The sequence below is a fragment of the Nostoc sp. LPT genome (genome assembly GCF_017115165.1).
Lineage (GTDB): Bacteria > Cyanobacteriota > Cyanobacteriia > Cyanobacteriales > Nostocaceae > Nostoc.
This window is the reverse complement of sequence record NZ_JABXKF010000011.1, coordinates 16221-36182: the sequence shown is the minus strand read 5'-3', so window position 1 is coordinate 36182 and position 19962 is coordinate 16221. Positions and strand designations below refer to the sequence as shown.

13 protein-coding genes and 1 pseudogene are annotated in these 19962 nt (G+C 41.4%); 7 read left to right on the top strand and 7 right to left on the bottom strand.

All coding sequences use genetic code 11. The features are described 5' to 3' along the window. Positions 1-111: 111 nt before the first annotated feature. The 4 genes and pseudogenes from HWQ58_RS02340 to HWQ58_RS02325 all read right to left on the bottom strand — a co-directional run. Complete coding sequence (locus tag HWQ58_RS02340) at positions 112-2118, bottom strand: nitrate ABC transporter ATP-binding protein (RefSeq protein WP_292857219.1); 2007 nt, start codon at positions 2116-2118, stop codon at positions 112-114. A 311-nt stretch (positions 2119-2429) separates the two neighbouring features. Next, the gene (ntrB, locus tag HWQ58_RS02335) at positions 2430-3269 is read right to left on the bottom strand and encodes a nitrate ABC transporter permease (protein ID WP_292857216.1); all 840 of its coding nucleotides are present in this window, start codon (positions 3267-3269) and stop codon (positions 2430-2432) included. Positions 3270-3345: 76 nt separating this feature from the next. Further along, on the bottom strand, positions 3346-4728 hold the full coding sequence (locus HWQ58_RS02330; RefSeq protein WP_292857213.1) for a CmpA/NrtA family ABC transporter substrate-binding protein: 1383 nt from the start codon (positions 4726-4728) through the stop codon (positions 3346-3348). A gap of 410 nt (positions 4729-5138) precedes the next feature. Next, positions 5139-5556: pseudogene (locus HWQ58_RS02325) on the bottom strand (transposase); the annotation flags it as partial. A 296-nt stretch (positions 5557-5852) separates the two neighbouring features. Here HWQ58_RS02325 and HWQ58_RS02320 point away from each other — a divergent pair. After that, entirely contained in the window at positions 5853-7163 is a 1311-nt protein-coding gene (locus HWQ58_RS02320; protein WP_292857210.1) for a calcium-binding protein, read from the top strand. Between the two features lie 432 nt (positions 7164-7595). Here the strand turns inward: HWQ58_RS02320 and HWQ58_RS02315 are convergent, their stop codons facing one another. From HWQ58_RS02315 to HWQ58_RS02305, 3 genes are all read right to left on the bottom strand, one after another. Further along, positions 7596-8720 (bottom strand): hypothetical protein, encoded by a 1125-nt coding sequence (locus HWQ58_RS02315; protein ID WP_292857208.1) that lies wholly within the window; start codon positions 8718-8720, stop codon positions 7596-7598. Positions 8721-8851: 131 nt separating this feature from the next. Next, entirely contained in the window at positions 8852-10093 is a 1242-nt protein-coding gene (gene argJ / locus HWQ58_RS02310) for a bifunctional ornithine acetyltransferase/N-acetylglutamate synthase (protein ID WP_292857205.1), read from the bottom strand. Between the two features lie 625 nt (positions 10094-10718). Then, the gene (locus HWQ58_RS02305) at positions 10719-11660 is read right to left on the bottom strand and encodes an N-acetylmuramoyl-L-alanine amidase (protein WP_292857203.1); all 942 of its coding nucleotides are present in this window, start codon (positions 11658-11660) and stop codon (positions 10719-10721) included. Between the two features lie 559 nt (positions 11661-12219). On the opposite strand from HWQ58_RS02305, the gene HWQ58_RS02300 reads away from it, so the two are divergent. The 6 genes from HWQ58_RS02300 to HWQ58_RS02275 all read left to right on the top strand — a co-directional run bounded on the left by HWQ58_RS02300 (position 12220) and on the right by HWQ58_RS02275 (position 19769). Continuing rightward, a complete protein-coding gene (locus HWQ58_RS02300) occupies positions 12220-13374 on the top strand; it encodes an L-histidine N(alpha)-methyltransferase (RefSeq protein ID WP_292857201.1) in 1155 nt (384 codons plus the stop codon). Positions 13375-13388: 14 nt separating this feature from the next. Next, entirely contained in the window at positions 13389-13994 is a 606-nt protein-coding gene (locus HWQ58_RS02295) for a hypothetical protein (RefSeq protein ID WP_292857199.1), read from the top strand. 84 nt (positions 13995-14078) lie between these two features. Continuing rightward, positions 14079-17735, top strand: a complete 3657-nt coding sequence (bchH, locus tag HWQ58_RS02290; protein WP_292857197.1) for a magnesium chelatase subunit H — start codon at positions 14079-14081, stop codon at positions 17733-17735. A 134-nt stretch (positions 17736-17869) separates the two neighbouring features. Beyond that, positions 17870-18631: a hypothetical protein gene (locus HWQ58_RS02285; RefSeq protein WP_292857194.1), complete on the top strand. Its 762-nt coding sequence runs from the start codon at positions 17870-17872 to the stop codon at positions 18629-18631. 34 nt (positions 18632-18665) lie between these two features. Beyond that, the gene (locus tag HWQ58_RS02280) at positions 18666-18854 is read left to right on the top strand and encodes a type II toxin-antitoxin system HicB family antitoxin (protein WP_292857191.1); all 189 of its coding nucleotides are present in this window, start codon (positions 18666-18668) and stop codon (positions 18852-18854) included. 474 nt (positions 18855-19328) lie between these two features. Beyond that, the gene (locus HWQ58_RS02275; protein ID WP_292857188.1) at positions 19329-19769 is read left to right on the top strand and encodes a hypothetical protein; all 441 of its coding nucleotides are present in this window, start codon (positions 19329-19331) and stop codon (positions 19767-19769) included. Positions 19770-19962 lie beyond the last annotated feature (193 nt).

Sequence of the window (19962 nt, the reverse complement as noted above, 5' to 3'; positions counted from 1 at the left end):
TTAATGGAGTTCAAAGACTCATTAATGGAGTTCAAAGACTCATTAATGGAGTTCAGAGACTCGTGCGTGATTGTTTTACTTCTTCCACTCCCTCTTTCTCTCACCATTTTTTTATGATGCGAGTTTTCTTCTTGGTGCATCAAGAACAACTTCCGCGACTGAAAAATCACGTTTAATCTGTAAACTGTTGAGATAGGCAATCGGATCGTCGGCGTTAAAGGGAGTACCATCGAACAGTTTGATCGGTTGGCGAATATAGCTAATATCCAAACCTAATTCTCGTGCGGCGGTGCTGAAAACACGCACTTGACACACCCGTTCAACAACTTCTACCCAATTTCTGGGGAAGGGAGTGTCACCCCAACGCGCCAATTGACTCATAATCCAAATTTGTTCAGTGCGGCTGGGGCGATTAATGGCAGACTCAGAATAAAACTGGTGATGGGCATAGTCTCGCAGTGGATGGTCTAAGCTACAAGTGAGATTATCTGGATCTTCGAGTTGGATGTACTCTAAATCAGTGCTGACGTACTCTCGCCCTGCTAAAATTTGGCGAATTTCTTGGGAATTATCAGGATTTGCACAATACTGGCAGGCTTCCAACAAAGCTTTAGTCAAGGCGATATGCGTATTTGGATAATTTTCTGCCCAATCTTCCCGCACACCAAGAACTTTACCGGGGTGTCCCAGCCAAACTTCTAAGTCGGTAGCGATGGTAAAGCCGACATTTTCCACAGCCGCGCGGTAGTTCCAAGGTTCACCGACGCAGTAACCATCAATGCTTCCGGCTTTTAGGTCAGCTACCATCTGCGCTGGGGGAATGGTCTTCATGTCCACATCGGTGTCGGGGTCAATTCCTCCAGCTGCTAGCCAGTAACGCAGCAGCAAGTTGTGCATAGATGCGGGATGTACTACCCCCATTGTATGCCTTTGTTCGCGGGTGAGAATCAGGTGATTTCTGAAATCTGATAAGGTTTGCACACCTTGGTCGTAAAAGCGTTTTGCTAAGGTGATGGCGTTACCGTTGCGGGTCATGGTGAGGGCGGTGACAACAGGCAGAGGTTGGTTATTATGTCCTCCCAAAGTTAGCCACATCGGCATCCCTGAAGGCATTTGAGCCGCATCTAAATAACCACCACTTATGCCATCTTCTATACCCCGCCAGCTACTTTCCCGCACCAGGTTAACTTCATCTAAACCATGTTTGACAAAAAAGCCTTTTTCTTTAGCAACTGCTAAGGGGGCGCAAGCTGTCAGAGGTAAAAAGCCAATTTCTAGGTTAACTTTTTCCAACCCATGACGGGCAATGTCGGCAGTTTTCCTGGCGCGAATTTTCTTAATCCGTTTTTGCTGATTGAGGAAGTAAATCATCTCACTCCGCAAGCTGTAGTAGCTGGGATGTTCTACTACTTCCATCCGCTTGCGGGGTCTGGGAATATCCACTTCTAGAATGTCGCCGATTTTAGATTCGGGGCCGTTGGTTAGCATCACGATTCTGTCAGATAACAGCACTGCTTCATCAACATCATGTGTAACCATCACGGCAGTAACTTCATTTTCTTCGCAGATTTGCATCAGTTGTTCTTGCAAATTGCCGCGTGTGAGTGCATCTAATGCACCAAAGGGTTCATCCAGCAAGAGTAATTTGGGACGAATCGCTAAGGCGCGGGCGATCGCAACTCGCTGCTTTTGTCCACCTGATAACATTCCGGGTTGTTTGTCAGCATGGGGACGCAAACCCACCATATTTATATGTTTTTCGACAATGGCTTTGCGATCGCCTGCGGGTAAACCTTTCATTACCGAGTCTACGGCGAGGGCAATATTTTCTCTTACTGTCCGCCAAGGTAATAGCGAATAATTTTGGAACACCACCATCCTGTCTGGGCCGGGTTTGGTGATTTTTTGTCCTTCTAAGGTGACAAGACCTTCAGTAGGCAAATCCAAACCCGCAATCATATTTAATAGAGTGGATTTACCGCAACCGGAGTGACCAATCAAAGAAACGAATTCTCCTTTTTTAATTTGGAGGTCGATTCCTTTCAGGGCGATATATTTGCCACCACCAGTTAATTCAAAAACTTTTTCAATTTGATCGACAGCTACGAACATACTTATTTATCCTTTGTCTTTTGTCCTTTGTCTTTTGTCCTTTGTCATTTGTCTTTCGTCACTTGTTCTTGGTATCTAGTCATTAGGTCGTGTTTTTAAACCTCTCTTTAAGCACCTTAGTCTTTGAAGATCCCCCCAACCCCCCTTGTAAAGGGGGGCTTTTAGAGTTTCTTTTCCCCCCTTTTTAAGGGGAGCCAGCGCGGTCTTGGGGTCTCCCCAAGTGGAGCGACTGGCGTGGGTTAGGGGGAATCTTCGAGTTTGAAAACAGTCCCTAGTCCTTAGTTTTTTATAAATGACCAATGACCAATGACTAATGACTATTTCTGTTCTGCTGGTAAAATTTTGTTTTGCAGCCAAACCATTGCTTTATCTAGGAGTAAACCAACGACACCGATATAAACTAGAGCCAAAATTACTTCGCTGACGTTGTTATTTTGATAGGCATCCCAGATGAAAAAGCCGATTCCGACAATACCGGACATGACGATTTCGGCGGCGATAATTGCTAACCAAGCTAAACCGATCGCAATTCTCAAGCCGGTAAAGATGTAGGGTAATGCCGCCGGAATCAAAATATTAGTGAAATATTCTTTGCGGCTAAGTTGCAGAACTTTGGCGACGTTGTTGTAATCTTGGGGAATTTGGGTAACGCCGACAGCAGTGTTAATTAAGATCGGCCAAATGGCGGTGATGAAAATTACGAATAAGGCTGCGGGTTCGTTTTGTCGTAAAGCTGCTAAAGAAATCGGCACCCAAGCTAGAGGTGGTACTGTCCGCAGTAATTGAAAAAGAGGATCTAAAGCCTTGGACATGGTTTTATTAACACCAATTAAAATGCCCAAGCCAATACCCACAATTGCTGCAAGTGTATAACTAATAGCGACTCGTTGTAAACTTGCTAAAATCTGCCAAAACAAACCTTTATCAATACCACCTCGGTCATAAAAGGGCCAGAAAATCAGAACCCAAGTGTCTCGGATAACTTGTATTGGGCCTGGTAATGTGGCTCCCGGAGTCCAAGCGAAGAGTTGCCAGATAATCAGGAAGATTGCAATGGCGATCGTTGGTGGTATCAGGTCAGGAAATTGCTTTTTCAGACTGGATATGAAGCTATTATTCAATCTAGGACTTGCAGGACGTTTTTGGGCTATTGTCATGATGCTGTTCTCCTGAAATTTTATTTGTTATTTGTCCGTTGTCATTTGCAAATAACTAATGACTAATGACCAATGACTAAACACTTACCTTTTTAATTTTCAAACTCTTCAAATATTCTTCTGGCTTTTCGGGGTCAAATTTGATGCCATCAAAAAACTCTTCTACACCACGAGATGTATTTGTAGGAATATCAGCAGCAGCAATGCCAGCTTCTTTGGCAGCTTCTTTCCAAATATCTTCGCGGTTGACTTTGTTGATCAGTTCTTTAGCCTTAGCAGCATTATTATCTAGGTAATCTTTTGGTAAAAATCCCCAACGAACATTTTCAGTGATGAACCATAAATCATGACTCTTGTATGGATAAGAAACATTACCTTTTTCATCTTTCCAGTAGTAAGCGGCCATTGATTTATCATCAATTTTGCGACCATCACCCATGTCATATTTGCCTTGGTATGGATCAGCCAAGATTTCTGGTGAAGAAAGATTGAAATAATTTCGTCCAGCCAAAATTTGAGCCGCTTCTTTGCGGTTATCAAAATTATCTAGCCATTGTTGGGCTTCCATAATTCCTTTTAAAATTGCTTTGGTAGCCTTGGGATTTTTATCAACCCAATCGCCTCTGATAGCGAGGTATTCTTCAGGATGATTCTTCCAAATTTCTGCGGTTAATGCTGCTACGTAACCAATTTTGTCTTGAACTAGACGATATGGCCAGGGGTCGCCTGTACTAAAGGCATCCATTGTTCCTGTTTTCATGTTAGCTACAGTTTGCGCCGCAGGTACTGTGAGCAATTTGACATCTGCATCTGGGTCTAAGCCGCCTGCTGCTAACCAGTAGCGAATCCATAAATCTTGATTGACGTGAGGAAAGGTGAATGCAGCTGTGAAGGGGGTTGAAGATTTTAATTCCTTAAACAAAGACTTAGCGCTGGCGAGTTGTAAACTAATACCTTTGCCTTGGTGCTTGTTTGCGATCGCAATTCCATTTCCATGCGTAATTAACTGACATAATACATACATGGGAATTTTTTGATTACCTTTGGTAATTAAACCTTCTGTAATTAAATGTGGCATTGGCATCTGCCATTGACCGCCATCTATCCCACCACCAGCAGAACCAATTTCTACGTTGTCTCTAGCTGCACCCCAAGAAGCTTGTTTGGAAAGGTCAACATTAGTCATCCCATACTTTGCAAAAAAGCCTTTTTCTTTAGCAATAATTAAAGGAGCCGCTTCTACAATCGGAATATATCCTAACTTGACTGTAGTAGTTTCTGGTGTTTGTTCGGGACTAATATTAGCAACTAACTGAGCAGTTGGTTGTGCTTGAGTGCTTCCACCAGTAAGGTTTTCAGGAGGATTACCCAAACAGCCTTTGAGCAATACAGCACCCGCAGATGCTCCGGCTGTGAAGATGAATTTGCGGCGAGAAATTTGATTAAAAAATTCTGTCATAAATATCTCCTGAAAACGTAAATGTTATTTTTTATAGCTATGACAATTTAGGCAAAAAACCTTGTATTTTTTGCGTTAGTAATGATTAATCAAGCTATATTTGACCAAGCGATCGCAGCCATTTCATTAATGAAATAGCTAGCTATATAAAAACTAGGTTAAATTATTGGCTCTGCTTTTCTAGGGTGATGCAGAGGTATCATTCACCTTGTTGAAATCAGTTTACAGCCTTTGAAGCTGAAATTGTCAACTTGGAGTCAGAATTATTAAACAAATATTAGATTGGATGTATAAGGAAAAATTTATCTATTATCCTTAACTGTAGGAATAATTTTTAATATATCAACTCTTATTTATAAAGACTATTATGTTTGCTTTATGATTCACTGTTTTTACGTAAGGATTCAGGCCTAATATTTAGGAAGCAGAGATGGGCGAGACAGATAATTATTAGAATTAGCTAGCAGTGCTTGTGCAAAAAAATCAATCACAGTTCTGCCTTGACGACGACAAGTTTGCACCACTGTTAATAAATGGGCAGTGTGTTTAAATCTCTCCATCAAACGAGAGCCACCACTAACATGAGCGTTTTGTCACAGCCAAACGAAGGGAGCGTTCAGCCTGATTGTTATCAGGAGGAACTTCAGGGTAGTTAAGGAAATACCACCATTGATTAGCTTTATCGCGCAAAGAACGTAAGAGATGGTCGGCTTTTGCTCCTGCGAGGTCAATCCACTGGTGGAGTGTTTGTTGCAACTTATATTTGAATTGATTGACCCAATCGTTGTAACTCAAAACGTTGATATTCTTTATGTGCTTGTAACTTTTCACCTTCTCCCCACCCAGTCCCATAGCACGGAAATATACCCACTGACTTGTTGATTCTCCAACGGTGCGACCCCAAACAACGTTCTGTAAACTGCACATAGGACATGGCGCTTATTGTATACGATTTTTGTGATTTGGTTGGTTGTATAAATGACATCGAAAACCTTATACTATCAGCACTGTTTAAACCTTAACAGAACCGTATTGGGATCTGTGGGAGTTGGATTGGGTCTTTGCCAACGCAAGTTAATCGTAGCTAAATTAAATTTTGAGTAAATCAAACGAGAAAATAAATCATGAGCACACAAATTGGTACTCCTTTTTCTGACAACCTGTTGGGCGGTAGTGGAAATGATAATCTGCTTGGTCGCAAGGGCGATGATAATCTGTTCGGTTATGACGGCAATGATAACCTATACGGTGACGAAGGAAATGATAACCTGTTTGGCGGCAGTGGAAACGATAACCTGTTTGGCGGCAGTGGAAACGATAACCTGTTTGGTGGCAGTGGAAATGATAACCTGTTTGGAGAAAAGGGAGATGACGTAATATTTGGCAGTGCTGGTAATGACATTGTCAGTGGTGGGGATGGCATTGATACGCTTGATTACACTGGTTTAGGTCAAGTAATTACTCTTTTTGCTGATCGTACAGAAAAGGGTGGTGGTCTTGGTAGCGATCGACCTTCAGAGCCTCCTAGTACAGAGATCATCATTGCTGATCCAGGTTTTATAAATGTTATCGATATCTCTGGTACAGATTTAGCATCTTTAATCGACTTGGGTGCAGAAAAATTTGATATTTTTGATGTTCCTGGGGCAATTACCATTAAAAACTTTGTCAATGTCATTGGTAGCAATCAAAATGACACAATTATTGGTAACGAACTAAATAACATACTCATCGGTGGCAGTGGTAATGATTTCTTAGGCGGTAGCGCTGGCAATGACATTTATGATGGAGGAGATGGCATTGATACGCTTGATTACACTGGTTTGGGTCAAGCAATTACTTTATTCCCTGATCGCATCGAAAAAGGAAATCTCGGCACTGATCGGGAAGTCGTTCCAACTGTAATTGAGATAATTATAGGAGATGTTGGTTTCGCCAATACCATTAATGCTTCAAGTCTAGAAAGTCCTGTTTCTGTAAATGTTGACTTATCTAAGGAATCGTTGACTGGCGTTAGTATTTCAGGGGTTGTTAATAGCGTTGGCACTGTCAAAAATTTTGTCAATGTCATTGGTACAAAACAAAACGACACAATTATTGGTAACAAGTTAAATAATATAATCAATGGTTTCGGCGGTCGAGATACTTTATCCGGAGGTGCTGCTCAGGATACATTTGTTTTGGGAGAAAAGGGCAATGTTCTTTATCGCAATTCTGGTTTCGAAGACTTAGCTATCATCAAAGATTTTGTCTCTGGTGAAGACAAAATTCAACTAGCCGGGAAAAGAAGTGACTATTCCTTCTTTAGCCAAGGTTCGAGTAACTTTATTGCTCTAGTAGGCAATGGCAATGGTCAATTTAACTTTGAGACTGATGAGGTGATTGCATCTCTCAATAATAGTTTCAATATTGTTAATGACTTGATATTTGTCTAAAAAGAAAGCTCTTTATCTGCGGCGTTGCACATTTGCGGCATGAAAAAGCATTAGCTAATAAGTATCTCCAAAATTGAACCGAGAAGACAGTTAAATCCGGCGCGCCCGTCGCAGCGAATTTAACTGCCTTAGTTGAACTTGCCCAACCCAGCCTTTCCACAACTCTTAGAAACGCTGCGCGAATGCTGATAGTTTAAGATTTCGGGTGTAGAAATCAAAGAACAAAGAACCATTTAGTTTTTACTTCCTTCTTTTATAACTTCATTTTAGTAGTAATTTGTCAGTCATATAATAGTTGTTATAAATAACAACTATTATGTTATCTCTATAACTTAATCGCGCACTGCGATGAGAGTGAGATGGTAAGGTTAGGGAAGTTGGAGGCTTAAGCAAATACCCCAAATAGATGTATTTCTTATCCAGCGATCGCAACTATCTGCTGTTTCCAACACTAGAAATAAACCCCGTCTCTTTAAGCAGCAGCCGTAGTTCTGTGTGACGAAGTTTCGTGTCCTTGTTGTTATTTGGCCACATATCAGAAAAGAAGTCTTGCATCAGCGCAATGATGCTGCGGTATTTGACGATGCTGGCAACATACAACTCGTCTAACTTCATGACTCCATCAGCATGTATCTGCTCGATATTGTCAAGTAATATAGAGCGCAGTTCATAAGGTTTTAAGCCTTCTTTTATGCCATATTTTTCCATAATCCTGCGTTTATCATTCTCGGAACATAAATCATACGATGCTCGAATAAGATGACCAAGATTCCGCAAGACTTCTCCGTAATCATAAAATGTGTTTTGCTTAAAAAAAGACTCTTCATCTTTAGTCAATGTAAAACTCTTGTCAAGTACCAAACCAAAATCGGTCAAATATGTCTGCTTCCCGTCGGTGAGGATGTTGCGAAAATGTGCGTCAAAATGGATGATTCCCTTCCTTCTCAAAAAGGTAATCGTCGTACGTAAGTCATCCAGGGGTTTTTGAAGTTTGTTGGGGTTTTCCTGTAGCCATGTTTCCAGAATATGCGGTATGTACTCTAGAAACAGAACCAACTCATAGTTGGCGTTTGCTCTATCTAGCATATAATTCCCGGCGTTGGCACTATTCCCCCAGTACTCCACATAATCTTTTAGACGCGACCTATCAACATCCGCACGCCGCCCGTCCAAGGGAATAATCCGATAATGGTACATCAGTGGGAAGGTGGCAATTACCCCTGACAATACCCAGTTGGTTGTCTTAATATGGGTAACAAGTTCCCGGAAGACCCCAAAACCAGTGGAACCGAAGCCGTAATTACAGTAAGTCGGCAGGTTATAAAGGTTTCTGGTGGAGAACAGGTTGTCAAATTCAATGTTTGTAACTGGAACACGTTTCACAAAGACCTTAGATTCCCCAAGGACGATGGTGTGATTTATCCCCCAACCCGTGCTAGATTCATTCGACTCACTATTGTCAAACAGAGAACGCAATTGTGCATTATCCAACTGAGCGATTTGTGAACTTAGCTTGAAGTACCTTTTCCTTCTAAGTTCTATATGCTTCTTAGCCATTTTCCCCCGTCCAGCCACAGCATGAGAAACTGTAAGACTATTCTGATACCAATTCAATTAATGATTGCAACACATCCTTAGGTAAAGATGCGATTCATCGCGTCTCTACAGCGCAAACAATTGGGAGTAGTTCACGTAGTGTATTCGGCGTTAATCTTCACGTAGTCATAACTCAAATCACAACCCCAAGCCTTACTCACACCATAACCATTGCCAATATTAACGGAAATTAACACCGTATCCTGTTGCAGATAAGCACCCACCGATGCTTTTTTCAAATAAGCACTTGCTGCTGCTCGGTCAAATTGTAGAGGTTGTCCATTTTCTAACATTAAGAAATCCCCCAGCTTAATTTGCAGGTTTTCTTGCTCAAAGGGTACACCTGCACGTCCGGCGGCGGCGGCGATGCGTCCCCAATTTGGATCGCGTCCAAAGATTGCAGATTTAACTAAGGATGAACCAGCGATGGTTTTAGCTATTTGTCGAGCTGAAATTTCATCATAGGCCCCTGTCACTTCCACTTCAATGAGACAGGTTGCACCTTCACCATCACGAGCGATCGCTTTGGCTAAATGCTGGCAAACTGCTGTTAACATCGCCTCTAATTTCTCTGCTTCTGCACCCAATTCTGTAATTGCTGGGGTGCGAGATTGACCATTTGCCAAGGCAATCAAGCTGTCGTTGGTGCTGGTATCACCATCCACAGTAATGGAATTAAAGCTTCGATCAGCTGCCCTTGCTAACATCTGTTGCCAAAGGTGAGGCGAAACCACAGCATCACAAGTCACAAATGCCAGCATGGTTGCCATATTGGGGTGAATCATCCCGGAACCTTTGGCAATGCCGCCAATTCGTACCGAGCGGTCGCCTATAGTTGTCTCTAGGGCAATAGATTTTGTTACCAAGTCTGTAGTGATAATCGCCCCGGCGGCCGCATCTGATCCTGTTTCTGATAGTGCTGCTACTACCTTGGGAATCCCGCTTCGCAAAGCATCCATCTTAATTCTTTGACCAATCACACCAGTGGAAGCCAATAATACAGATTCAGACGAGATGTTTAGAGCTTGGGCTATTGCCATAGCAGATTCTAGGGTATCAAGGTAGCCTTGAGTTCCTGTAGCGGCGTTTGCTTGTCCAGCGTTGCAGAGGATGGCACGAGCGCTTTGTTTGGCTTGCAAGCGTTGGCGACAATATTCTACGCAGGCAGCTTTCACTTGGTTGGTGGTGAACACACCCGCTGCGATCGCTTCCACCTCTGAGAATATCAAAGCTAAATCTGGCAACCCCGAAGGTTTTAATCCTGCGGTAATTCCCGCCGCCTGATACCCCCTTGGTGCTGTGATACCACCTGTTATTTCTTGCCAATCTGCCATTATTCTTCACTCTAAACTATTGAGGGATTTGAACAACCTCTCAATAGTTTAGAGTTTTCAGGGTAAATTTTAATTAGTCAATTTCCCATTGCTGAGATGAGAGACAACAAGCTACTCAAATCGCTGTAGCTGCTGCTGAAAAAGCACTGAACTCAGAGCGTGATTTTAATCACCTTATTCGCAATCAGCTAGATATTTCAAAAAATATAACCCTTGGATTTGAAGACCTTGAAGACCAAATCCAAGACATAGACAATCAACTACGAGAAATTAAAGCTTATCTAATTCGATACGGTGTTATTCCAGATACAGAAATACTGTGTAAGAGAGACGATTGACCCTAACTCTCTGGGGATTCTGAGTAAAGAAGTCAGATTCCCAACTTCTTTACTCAGTACTCCTACTACCCCAGTCTCTAGTACAACACGGCGTAAATAAACCACCCCTTCGGGTTCGGCAGTTCCTCATGGGGGGAACCCCCTTGGTGCTAGCCTCTCCCTTTGGGAGAAGACCGGACTGCCTCACCATTCCAAATCAATAAAACGCTTATGCTGTATTCATTTTGACTTTTGACTTTTGACTTTTGACTTCCGCCTTGCGGCACTAGTCTCTAGTCCCCATCAGCCTAACCAATTAATTTCTGCCAACTAGCAGGCCCGATAATTCCATCAGCATCTAAACCATTTTGCTTTTGAAAGTTCTTAACTACAACCTCTGTTTGCGGGCCGTAGACACCATCATTATCAACACCTAAACGGTATTGTAAGTATCTGACAACTGCATTACCAGCATGGTTTGGTCTAAGTATTCGTTTTGCCAAAATTTGATTTATGGCATTCCATGTAGCTTCGTTAGCAATTCCAGTCGACTGAACCCCAATAATAGTCTGAAATTTTTCTACAGCAGATTTGGTGTTAGCCCCTGTGAAGCCATCTTCCACTAACGCCTTACCATTTTTATCAGTTATTTTTAGTCGATTTAAGGCTTTTTGCAGTCTGAGAATCGTGGTATCTACATTATCTTCTTCATCTGGTACAGGGTTAACAGGAACACTTGGCACTTTACCAGTTAAGCCTTTGACAATTGCATTAGCCATTGCTTCAGGATTAAAAAGATTCATATCTTTTTGCGAATCGACAAAGCAACCTTCTACCAAGATAGCAGGCATATCCGTATTTTTTAGAACAAACAAGTGGGAACCACTCTTAACACCGCGATTAAAAAATCCTAACTTGACGATTTCATCTAATACAGGTTTAGCGATTTTTCTACCTGTATCGCTAGTTGCAAATACTTCTGTGCCATTAGCTTGCCCGTTAAAAGAGTTAAAATGAATCGAGACGTAAATATCTACTTTACTCGCATTAGCTGTAGAACATCTTTTTGAGAGTGATTCACGTACTGTACTAGCACTACTTGGTTTACATACTACGACTTCATTTCCTAAAGCTCTTAACTTGGCTATAACTCTATTACCTACATCTAGAGTTAAATTATCCTCAACTTTGATTCCTCTAGCTCCTGTATCTGGTGGACAATTGTGCCCGCTATCAATTCCGAATTTCATTATTTCATCCTCAATTTACTTGTTTTTACACTAGTTCAAAACTCTTATAATTATATAAACAAAGTCTGGTTAATAGCTTTGTTTAAATACTTGTTAGCAATGGCTGCATTATTTTCAGCATTACTACGCTATTAGACCAAATAAGTTTTTCTGCAACCTTGAACAGGAACTTTTATTTGGTAAAATCCACTAATTTAAAGTTATATTGTAACCAAAAACACAACTATTATAAGTTATCAATATCGAGAATAACCAGTAAATTTTTGCAATAAATTGAAATCTAGTAATTGCCTGCATTCTTTAGATAATAACGCTTTGTAAAAGTGGAAAGCCATGACAAAAGTACTTAGTTAGATGCCCAAATCCCGAAACCGAACGCACTCCCTGATGTGAATCCGGGTTTATAAGGTCGTAAACCCTTGACAGACTCTACCCTTGGCTTCTTGTTAACCCTGAGCAGCTTAACACATAATGCTTTACAGTATTAATGAATACGCGATCGCTTCTAGACACCTGTGCCAGATTTATCAAATAAACTGCTCAAGAAACGAGGCTCAACATGGGATCTTTAAATTTTGTGAAGCTACTGGAGAATTCCATCAATGAACCCGGCTTAGGGTGGACTCTCTGCTTTATAGGGGAAGATCAATCTAACAAACTTGCAGAACTCACGCAGGAATTGAGAGGAGAATTTTCTGCGACAGGCGATGGAAAAGAGATTTTGTCAGGTTTTTCCTATTGGGGAATAGGCCCAACGATCGCCTGGGATCATGCCTGTAACGATCGATTCTATCTTGTGATGAAAGAGAGTATAGAGTCTTTTAGATATCGATGGCATCAAATTAATGCGAATAATATCAAAGATCAGAAATATCATTATGTAAGTTTGGGCGTTGGCACGGGTGAAAAAGACCAACACATTTTAAGTTTATTGTTTAACGCAAATCCCGATCTCCTCTACTTTCCAGTTGATATGAGTTCGGAGATGTTAAGGTTAGGTGTACAACGGGCAACGAGAGGAGCGCAATTGCAGGGTAGCCTTGTGCTGCCAATTCAAGTTGACTTTTCAATTGAGAGAAATGTTGACGAGTTACGAAAACTACTAGATAGAGTTATCAATAACAGTCCTGTGCTATTTTCGCTCCTAGGGAACACATTAGCTAATTTTCAACAAGATACAGAACTGTTGCGAACTATTTCTAAGCTAATGCGACGTGAAGATAGGCTACTCTTAGAAGTAGCTATCACTGAGGAATTAAGCGAAGAAGCGGCACAAAATGCAGCGAAAGAATATGCAAAAACTAGATCGTTTAAAGAGTTTGTCACCAGTGCATTGCTGCAAAATACTGACTTACATATCGACTTAGATAGTGTGTTTTTTGATGGTACCGTAGAAACTGATAGAGGAATTTTGATAAAAATTCTCTATCGCAATCTAACTGGAAATAAAATTGAAGTCATGTTACCTGACCGATCAGTAATGAATTTTGAAGACCAAGATACGATTCGTTTATATCTGACTCGGAAATATACTTCTAATGGCATCGATCAAACTATATCAGACTGTAACCTGGTACTTGTTGATAGGCTACACACAGTATTAGAACCACGTTTAAAGAATGGATTTGGCATGGATTTAATTTTAATTGCCCCTGACTCTTCAGGAATTAACAATAATTCTTCTGTAGCGAATGATATATGGTCTAAACGGTAAGATGTAAGACGAGTATGAAAAACCTAGTGACCTTTATCACGTTTTTCCCTCTACTTCTGGGATTTATTCTAGCTGCCGTCTGGTGGACTAGAGATGAAAAAAATTTGGAACCAATACTAACAGGTCTGGGATTATTAGCAACAATTACCGGGATTTTTGGCGAACGATGGGCATCAGCGAACGAAAAGAGGATAGAATTTCTGCGGGCTTTACTGAATGAGTGCAGATCGAATGAGGTAATTCTATCTGATAGCCGCTTCAACCCCAACTCGCATAAGCCGGGACGACCAATAGTCTTTCCGCGATTAATTATATCAGTGACGGAAACCGCGATCGCATCTGATGTTTTTGCAGAACGTCAAGATAGGGAGTTGTTTTCGCTTCTACATCAATGGCGGCATACTGCTAATGAGTTTAATCGGAGATTAGATATTACCGAGTTGCGTACATTCACAAACCTGTCAGCACAAGAAATTCGTTCGCTATATGAAGCGCTACAGGAATCGAAAGAGTTCAATGAGGCACTTAATTTGACTCAACACATCACAACTTTTTTGAAATCAAAATATCCAAAAGGCAATGGTGATAGTGAAGTCCTCACCCCTTCAAGGAACTACTGACCGGAATCTGTGGGTAGATATTTAACAATCAGCCTGAAAGCACGTTTAAAATTTAAGTAAAGAAATATTTCGTAGCTTACAGGCATGAAACGCATCGTCTTGATTGCTGGGTTTGAATCATTCAACGCTGACTTGTACAGAAAAGCAGCCTTTTTGGCTAACTCTCGCTGTCCTGAGTTGGATATTCGGGTATTTAGCGATCGCGATCTTACCAGTCAACGTGCTGAGGTAGAAGCAGCACTTGATGACGCTGATGTGTTTTTCGGTAGCTTACTATTTGATTATGACCAGGTTGTGTGGCTTTGCGATCGCATTTCTCAAATTCCCATTCGCCTAGTCTTTGAGTCAGCCTTGGAATTGATGAGTTTAACCAAGCTGGGTGACTTTGCCATTGGCGACAAACCCAAAGGAATGCCCAAACCAGTTAAATTCATCCTCGACAAATTTAGCAACGGACGAGAAGAAGACAAACTTGCTGGTTATATCAGCTTCTTAAAAATTGGCCCCAAACTACTGAAATATGTCCCAGTGCAAAAAGTCCAAGATTTACGCAACTGGTTAATTATCTATGGTTATTGGAATGCTGGCGGCCCAGAAAACGTCGCTTCATTATTCTGGACACTGGCAGAAAAATACTTAGGTTTAAAAGTTGGCGACATTCCCCCGCTAATTGAAACCCCCAATATTGGATTACTCCATCCCGACTATCAAGGGTTTTTTGAATCACCCCGCGAGTATTTAGAATGGTATAAAACCTATTGTAGAGACGCGATGAATCGCGTCTCCCCAGTTATCGGAATTCTCCTCTACCGAAAACACGTCATCACCAAACAACCATACATTCCCCAACTAATTCGCAGTTTTGAAAAAGCTGGGTTAACTCCTTTACCTATTTTCATCAACGGCGTAGAAGGACACGTGGCGGTACGAGATTTAATGACAACCGACTATGAAATTCAGCAACGACAACTAGGTAATATAGAGACTCCCTCACTTTCTAATGAAGCAGTAAAAGTAGATGCGATCGTTTCAACAATTGGCTTTCCTCTAGTGGGTGGCCCGGCTGGTTCAATGGAAGCAGGGCGTCAAATAGAAGTAGCAAAACGCATCCTCACTGCCAAAAATGTACCTTATATTGTTGCAGCACCACTATTAATTCAAGATATTTCCTCGTGGACGCGCCAAGGTATCGGCGGATTGCAAAGTGTCGTATTATACGCATTACCAGAATTGGATGGTGCTATTGATACTGTTCCTCTCGGTGGTTTGGTGGGCGAAAATATTTATCTGGTTCCCGAACGGGTGCAGCGATTAATTGGTAGGGTAAAAACTTGGGTGGCTTTGCGGCAAAAACTTGCATCGGAACGCAAGATTGCCATTATATTATATGGGTTTCCTCCTGGTTATGGTGCTGTGGGGACAGCTGCATTATTAAATGTGCCGCGTAGCTTGCTGAAGTTTCTCCACGCACTTAAAGAACAAGGTTATACCGTGGGAGATTTACCAGAAGATGGGGAAGAATTGATTCGCTGGGTGAAAGAAGCAGATGAAATTGATCATACAAAAAATATCCCCGCGTCCGTTAGCGCCCGTACCCTAGAAAAATGGCTGGGATATCTGCAAACCTCTCGCATCGAAAAACAATGGAAATCTCTCACGGGAACTGGAATTAAAACTTATGGCGATGAATTCCAAATTGGCGGCGTGCAATTAGGAAATGTGTGGATAGGTGTACAACCACCTTTGGGGATACAAGGCGACCCGATGCGCTTAATGTTTGAACGAGATTTAACGCCCCATCCGCAATATGCCGCTTATTATAAATGGTTACAAAATGAGTTTCAAGCTGATGCTTTAGTTCACTTTGGAATGCATGGGACGGTGGAATGGTTGCCTGGTTCTCCGTTGGGTAATACGGGTTATTCTTGGTCGGATATTCTGTTAGGAAATTTGCCTAATCTATATATATATGCGGCGAATAATCCGTCTGAATCGATGTTGGCAAAACGTCGCGGTTATGGTGTGTTGATTTCTCATAATGTACCGCCTTATGGTCGTGCAGGTTTGTATAAAGAATTGGTGGCGTTACGAGATTTGATTTCGGAGTATCGTGAAGATCCACAAAAGAATTATGTCTTAAAGGAAGGAATTTGTAAAAAAATTGTAGACTCTGGGTTGGATGCTGATTGTCCGTTTGAAGATGCGAAACGGTTGGGAATCGCGTTTACTCCTGAAAATGTGCGGATGTTTAGCAGTCATGCTTTTGATGATTATTTGGTGGAATTATATGAATATTTACAAGTTTTAGAAAATCGGTTGTTTTCTTCTGGGTTGCATACTTTGGGAGAAGCACCTAATGAAGAGGAATTGGCTTCTTATTTGGAGGCATATTTTGGAGAGGAGGAAAGAATAAACGAAGAAAGAGAAGAAGAGGAAAGGCTAATAAGGGATTTGTTGATGCAATCTACGGATGAGTTAACGAATTTGTTAAAGGGGTTGAATGGGGAGTATATTCCGCCTGCGCCTGGTGGTGATTTGTTGCGGGATGGGGCTGGTGTGTTACCGACTGGGAGAAATATTCATGCTTTAGATCCTTATCGGATGCCTTCACCTGCTGCTTATGAACGGGGACGAGAAATTGCTCAAAAAATTATCGCCCAGCATTTGGATGAATATGGTAAATATCCCGAAACGGTGGCGGTGATGCTTTGGGGATTGGATGCGATTAAAACTAAGGGTGAATCTCTGGGGATTCTGTTGGAATTGGTGGGGGCTGAACCTGTTAAGGAAGGAACTGGCAGAGTTGTTCGTTATGAGTTGAAGCCGTTGGCGGAGGTGGGACATCCCCGCATTGATGTGTTGGGTAATTTGTCTGGGATTTTCCGGGATAGTTTTGTCAATATTATCGAATTGTTGGATGATTTATTTCAACGGGCGGCTGATGCTGATGAATCGGAAGATCAGAATTTTATTAAAAGACATGCTTTAGCTTTAAAAGCCCAAGGTGTGGAAAATGCATCGGCGAGATTGTTTTCTAATCCGGCGGGTGATTTTGGTTCTTTGGTGAACGATAGGGTGGTTGATGGTAACTGGGAATCTGGTGAGGAGTTAGGCAATACTTGGCAAAGTCGCAATGTATTCAGCTACGGAAGAGAAGATAAAGGTCAAGCTAGACCGGAAGTATTGAATACGTTGTTAAAAACTAGCGATCGCATTGTTCAAGAAATCGATTCGGTAGAATATGGTTTGACTGATATTCAAGAATATTACGCCAATACGGGCGGTTTGAAAAAGGCAGCAGAAAAACAAGGTGGTAAGAAGGTTACAACCAGCTTTGTGGAAAGTTTCTCCAAAGATACTACACCCCGCAAGTTAGATGATTTGCTGCGAATGGAGTACCGCACTAAGTTGGTAAATCCCAAATGGGCGCAAGCAATGGCTAATCAAGGTTCTGGTGGTGCGTTTGAAATTTCTCAACGGATGACGGCGTTGATTGGTTGGGGTGGTACTGCCGATTTTACCGATGATTGGGTATACGATCAAGCCGCGGATACTTATGCATTAGATGCAGAGATGGCGGATAAATTACGTAAGGCAAATCCGGAAGCTTTTCGCAATATTTTAGGGCGAATGTTGGAGGCGCATGGGCGGGGTTTCTGGGAAGCTGATGGTGAGAAGTTAGATAAGTTGCGCCAGTTGTATGAGTTGACAGATGAGGAGTTGGAAGGGGTGGTGGTTTAATTCAGTATTTATACTGGATTAATATTTAAATTATCTAAATAGAATAATTAAACCAATTTATATGCAGAATACCTCCCTAAAAATAGGCTGTTTCTGTATATATTTTTGGATGACAACAAATATTATTCATAATTATGATTATTCAAAATTCTCTAAATATATCTACACGTCTTGAAGATGTCTCGCGCGAACTATGGCAATTTCTTGGTTCCTATGAATCTTGCCTAAACGATCCAGCCAAGTGCAAGCATATACACCAGAGGCTCTCACACTTCAACCGGACTCATTCAGACAACTCAGACCATATCTATGATGTTATCCAAGGCTTATCAAAAGGATTTTATCTGATTAAATCTGGTTTAGAATGGCAGGAGCCGGCTGTTGGTCATAGCTTCGTTGACAAACCCAATGATACACATAAAGCACGTGGTATTCAGTGGCGACTTGTGATGACCTGGGGTGGATTTGAAACAATTACAAAAACATTGCTATTGAAAACAAGTAATGGAGGTCTAAAGACAGAAAATATTAAATCTTTCACAGTTAAATGTGATTTACCAAACAATTATAATCCATTAAATCCACCCGATTCAACAAGAGTCAATCTTGAGAAATGGCTTAATAAAAATCCATCAATTGAAGGAAAGAGCGCACTTGCAGATTTTCTCAGTCTGGGAAATGGAGATCAAGAAATTATCGAAAATTGGATAGTGAAATCTCAACCTGTTTCTACCTGGGTTGAAGCTGTAAGACTCGCGAAAGCACTGCGGAATGCAACGGCTCATGGCGCTCTTTCAGCAAGTAAAGTTAAAGAATGGGGACTCCAAAAGCCGCTTCTAACTTTATCAGATAACCTGGCAGAAATTGTTGTGGCTGGAATGCAAAAGCTAATCTAGTTATAGACTTGAAATGAGGTATTTGGGGTTGGGTATGGAAAATTCTTTCACTGCTGTATATGAAAAGTTAGATGACTGGTATATCGGCTATGTTCAAGAGTTACCTGGCGCTAATGTCCAAGAGAGAACTCTGGAAGAAGCTAGAGAAAGCCTACAAGAAGCGATAGAGTTGATTCTAATATCAAATCGGGAACTTGCAGAGCAACAACTCTCCGGTTTTTAAGATTTAGAATGCATCAATTTAGCTGTACCGAGCTACTATAAATACTTAGATTTTTTCCGCTTGAGACTGTGAAAATTTAAACCTTTGCAGCTAAGATTACTTCATTTATAAGAAAGGCTTAAGTTTTTCTGGCAAATATATAAGCCCTTCCTAGAAAGGCTTAATACTTTGCAACAAATGTTCTTCCATGTATAAGAAAGGCTTAAGTTTTTCTGGCAAATATATAAGCCCTTCCTGGAAAGGCTTAATACTTTGCAACAAATGTTCTTTCATATATAAGAAAGGCTTAAATCATTGCAGCAATTGTTGTAACGAACTTATAAATCTATTTAATACCTGCGATAAAGTATAGTCTAAGTGAAATCAACTAAGCTTTTCGAGATGCGATCGCAACTGATTTGCTATATTTTCTCATGACAATCAGAAATATAGTGGTATAAAACAGTACTATTAACCTAGTGGCAGAGATGGATTATGGCACGTCGTAAAAGAAATTCCAGCGTTTTAGAACGAGCCGATCGCCGGATTGAAAGTTTACAATCTATCAGTGTAAAACTTGACTTTGGTGAAGGATTGACTATACAAGCTTACACCACGACAATTAACGATCTCCGGTCTAAGCTTGCTGCCTACAACACTGCATTATCTACCATTGACAAACTTACAGATGACGTGAATAACGCAGAAAAGGCTGTAATAGCGATGTCAGAAAAAATGTTATTAGGAGTTGCCAGCCGTTACGGTAGAAACAGCCAACAATACGAGATGGCGGGTGGTGCGCGACGAGGTAATAACAAGAAGAAGCAAAGCGTACTAGGCAATTCTAAATTCACCAATTCTTTAGCAGCTGATTCTGTTAAGGTTTCTTCTGCAAATGGATCTATGAATGGGGTGTCGGGTGCGATCGTGAGTTGAGTAAATTCAATAGGGTTTAGTGTCAACTTAAGCTCAAACACTCAATTTACCCTGGTTTGAGATCCCCCAACCCCCTTTTTAAGGCTACCGTGTATACACAAGTTAAATTACCCCCCTTAATCCCCCCTTATAAAGGGGGGAAATAAGAAATCTTGTTCCCTCCCCTTTCCAAGGGGAGGGTTAGGGTGGGGTA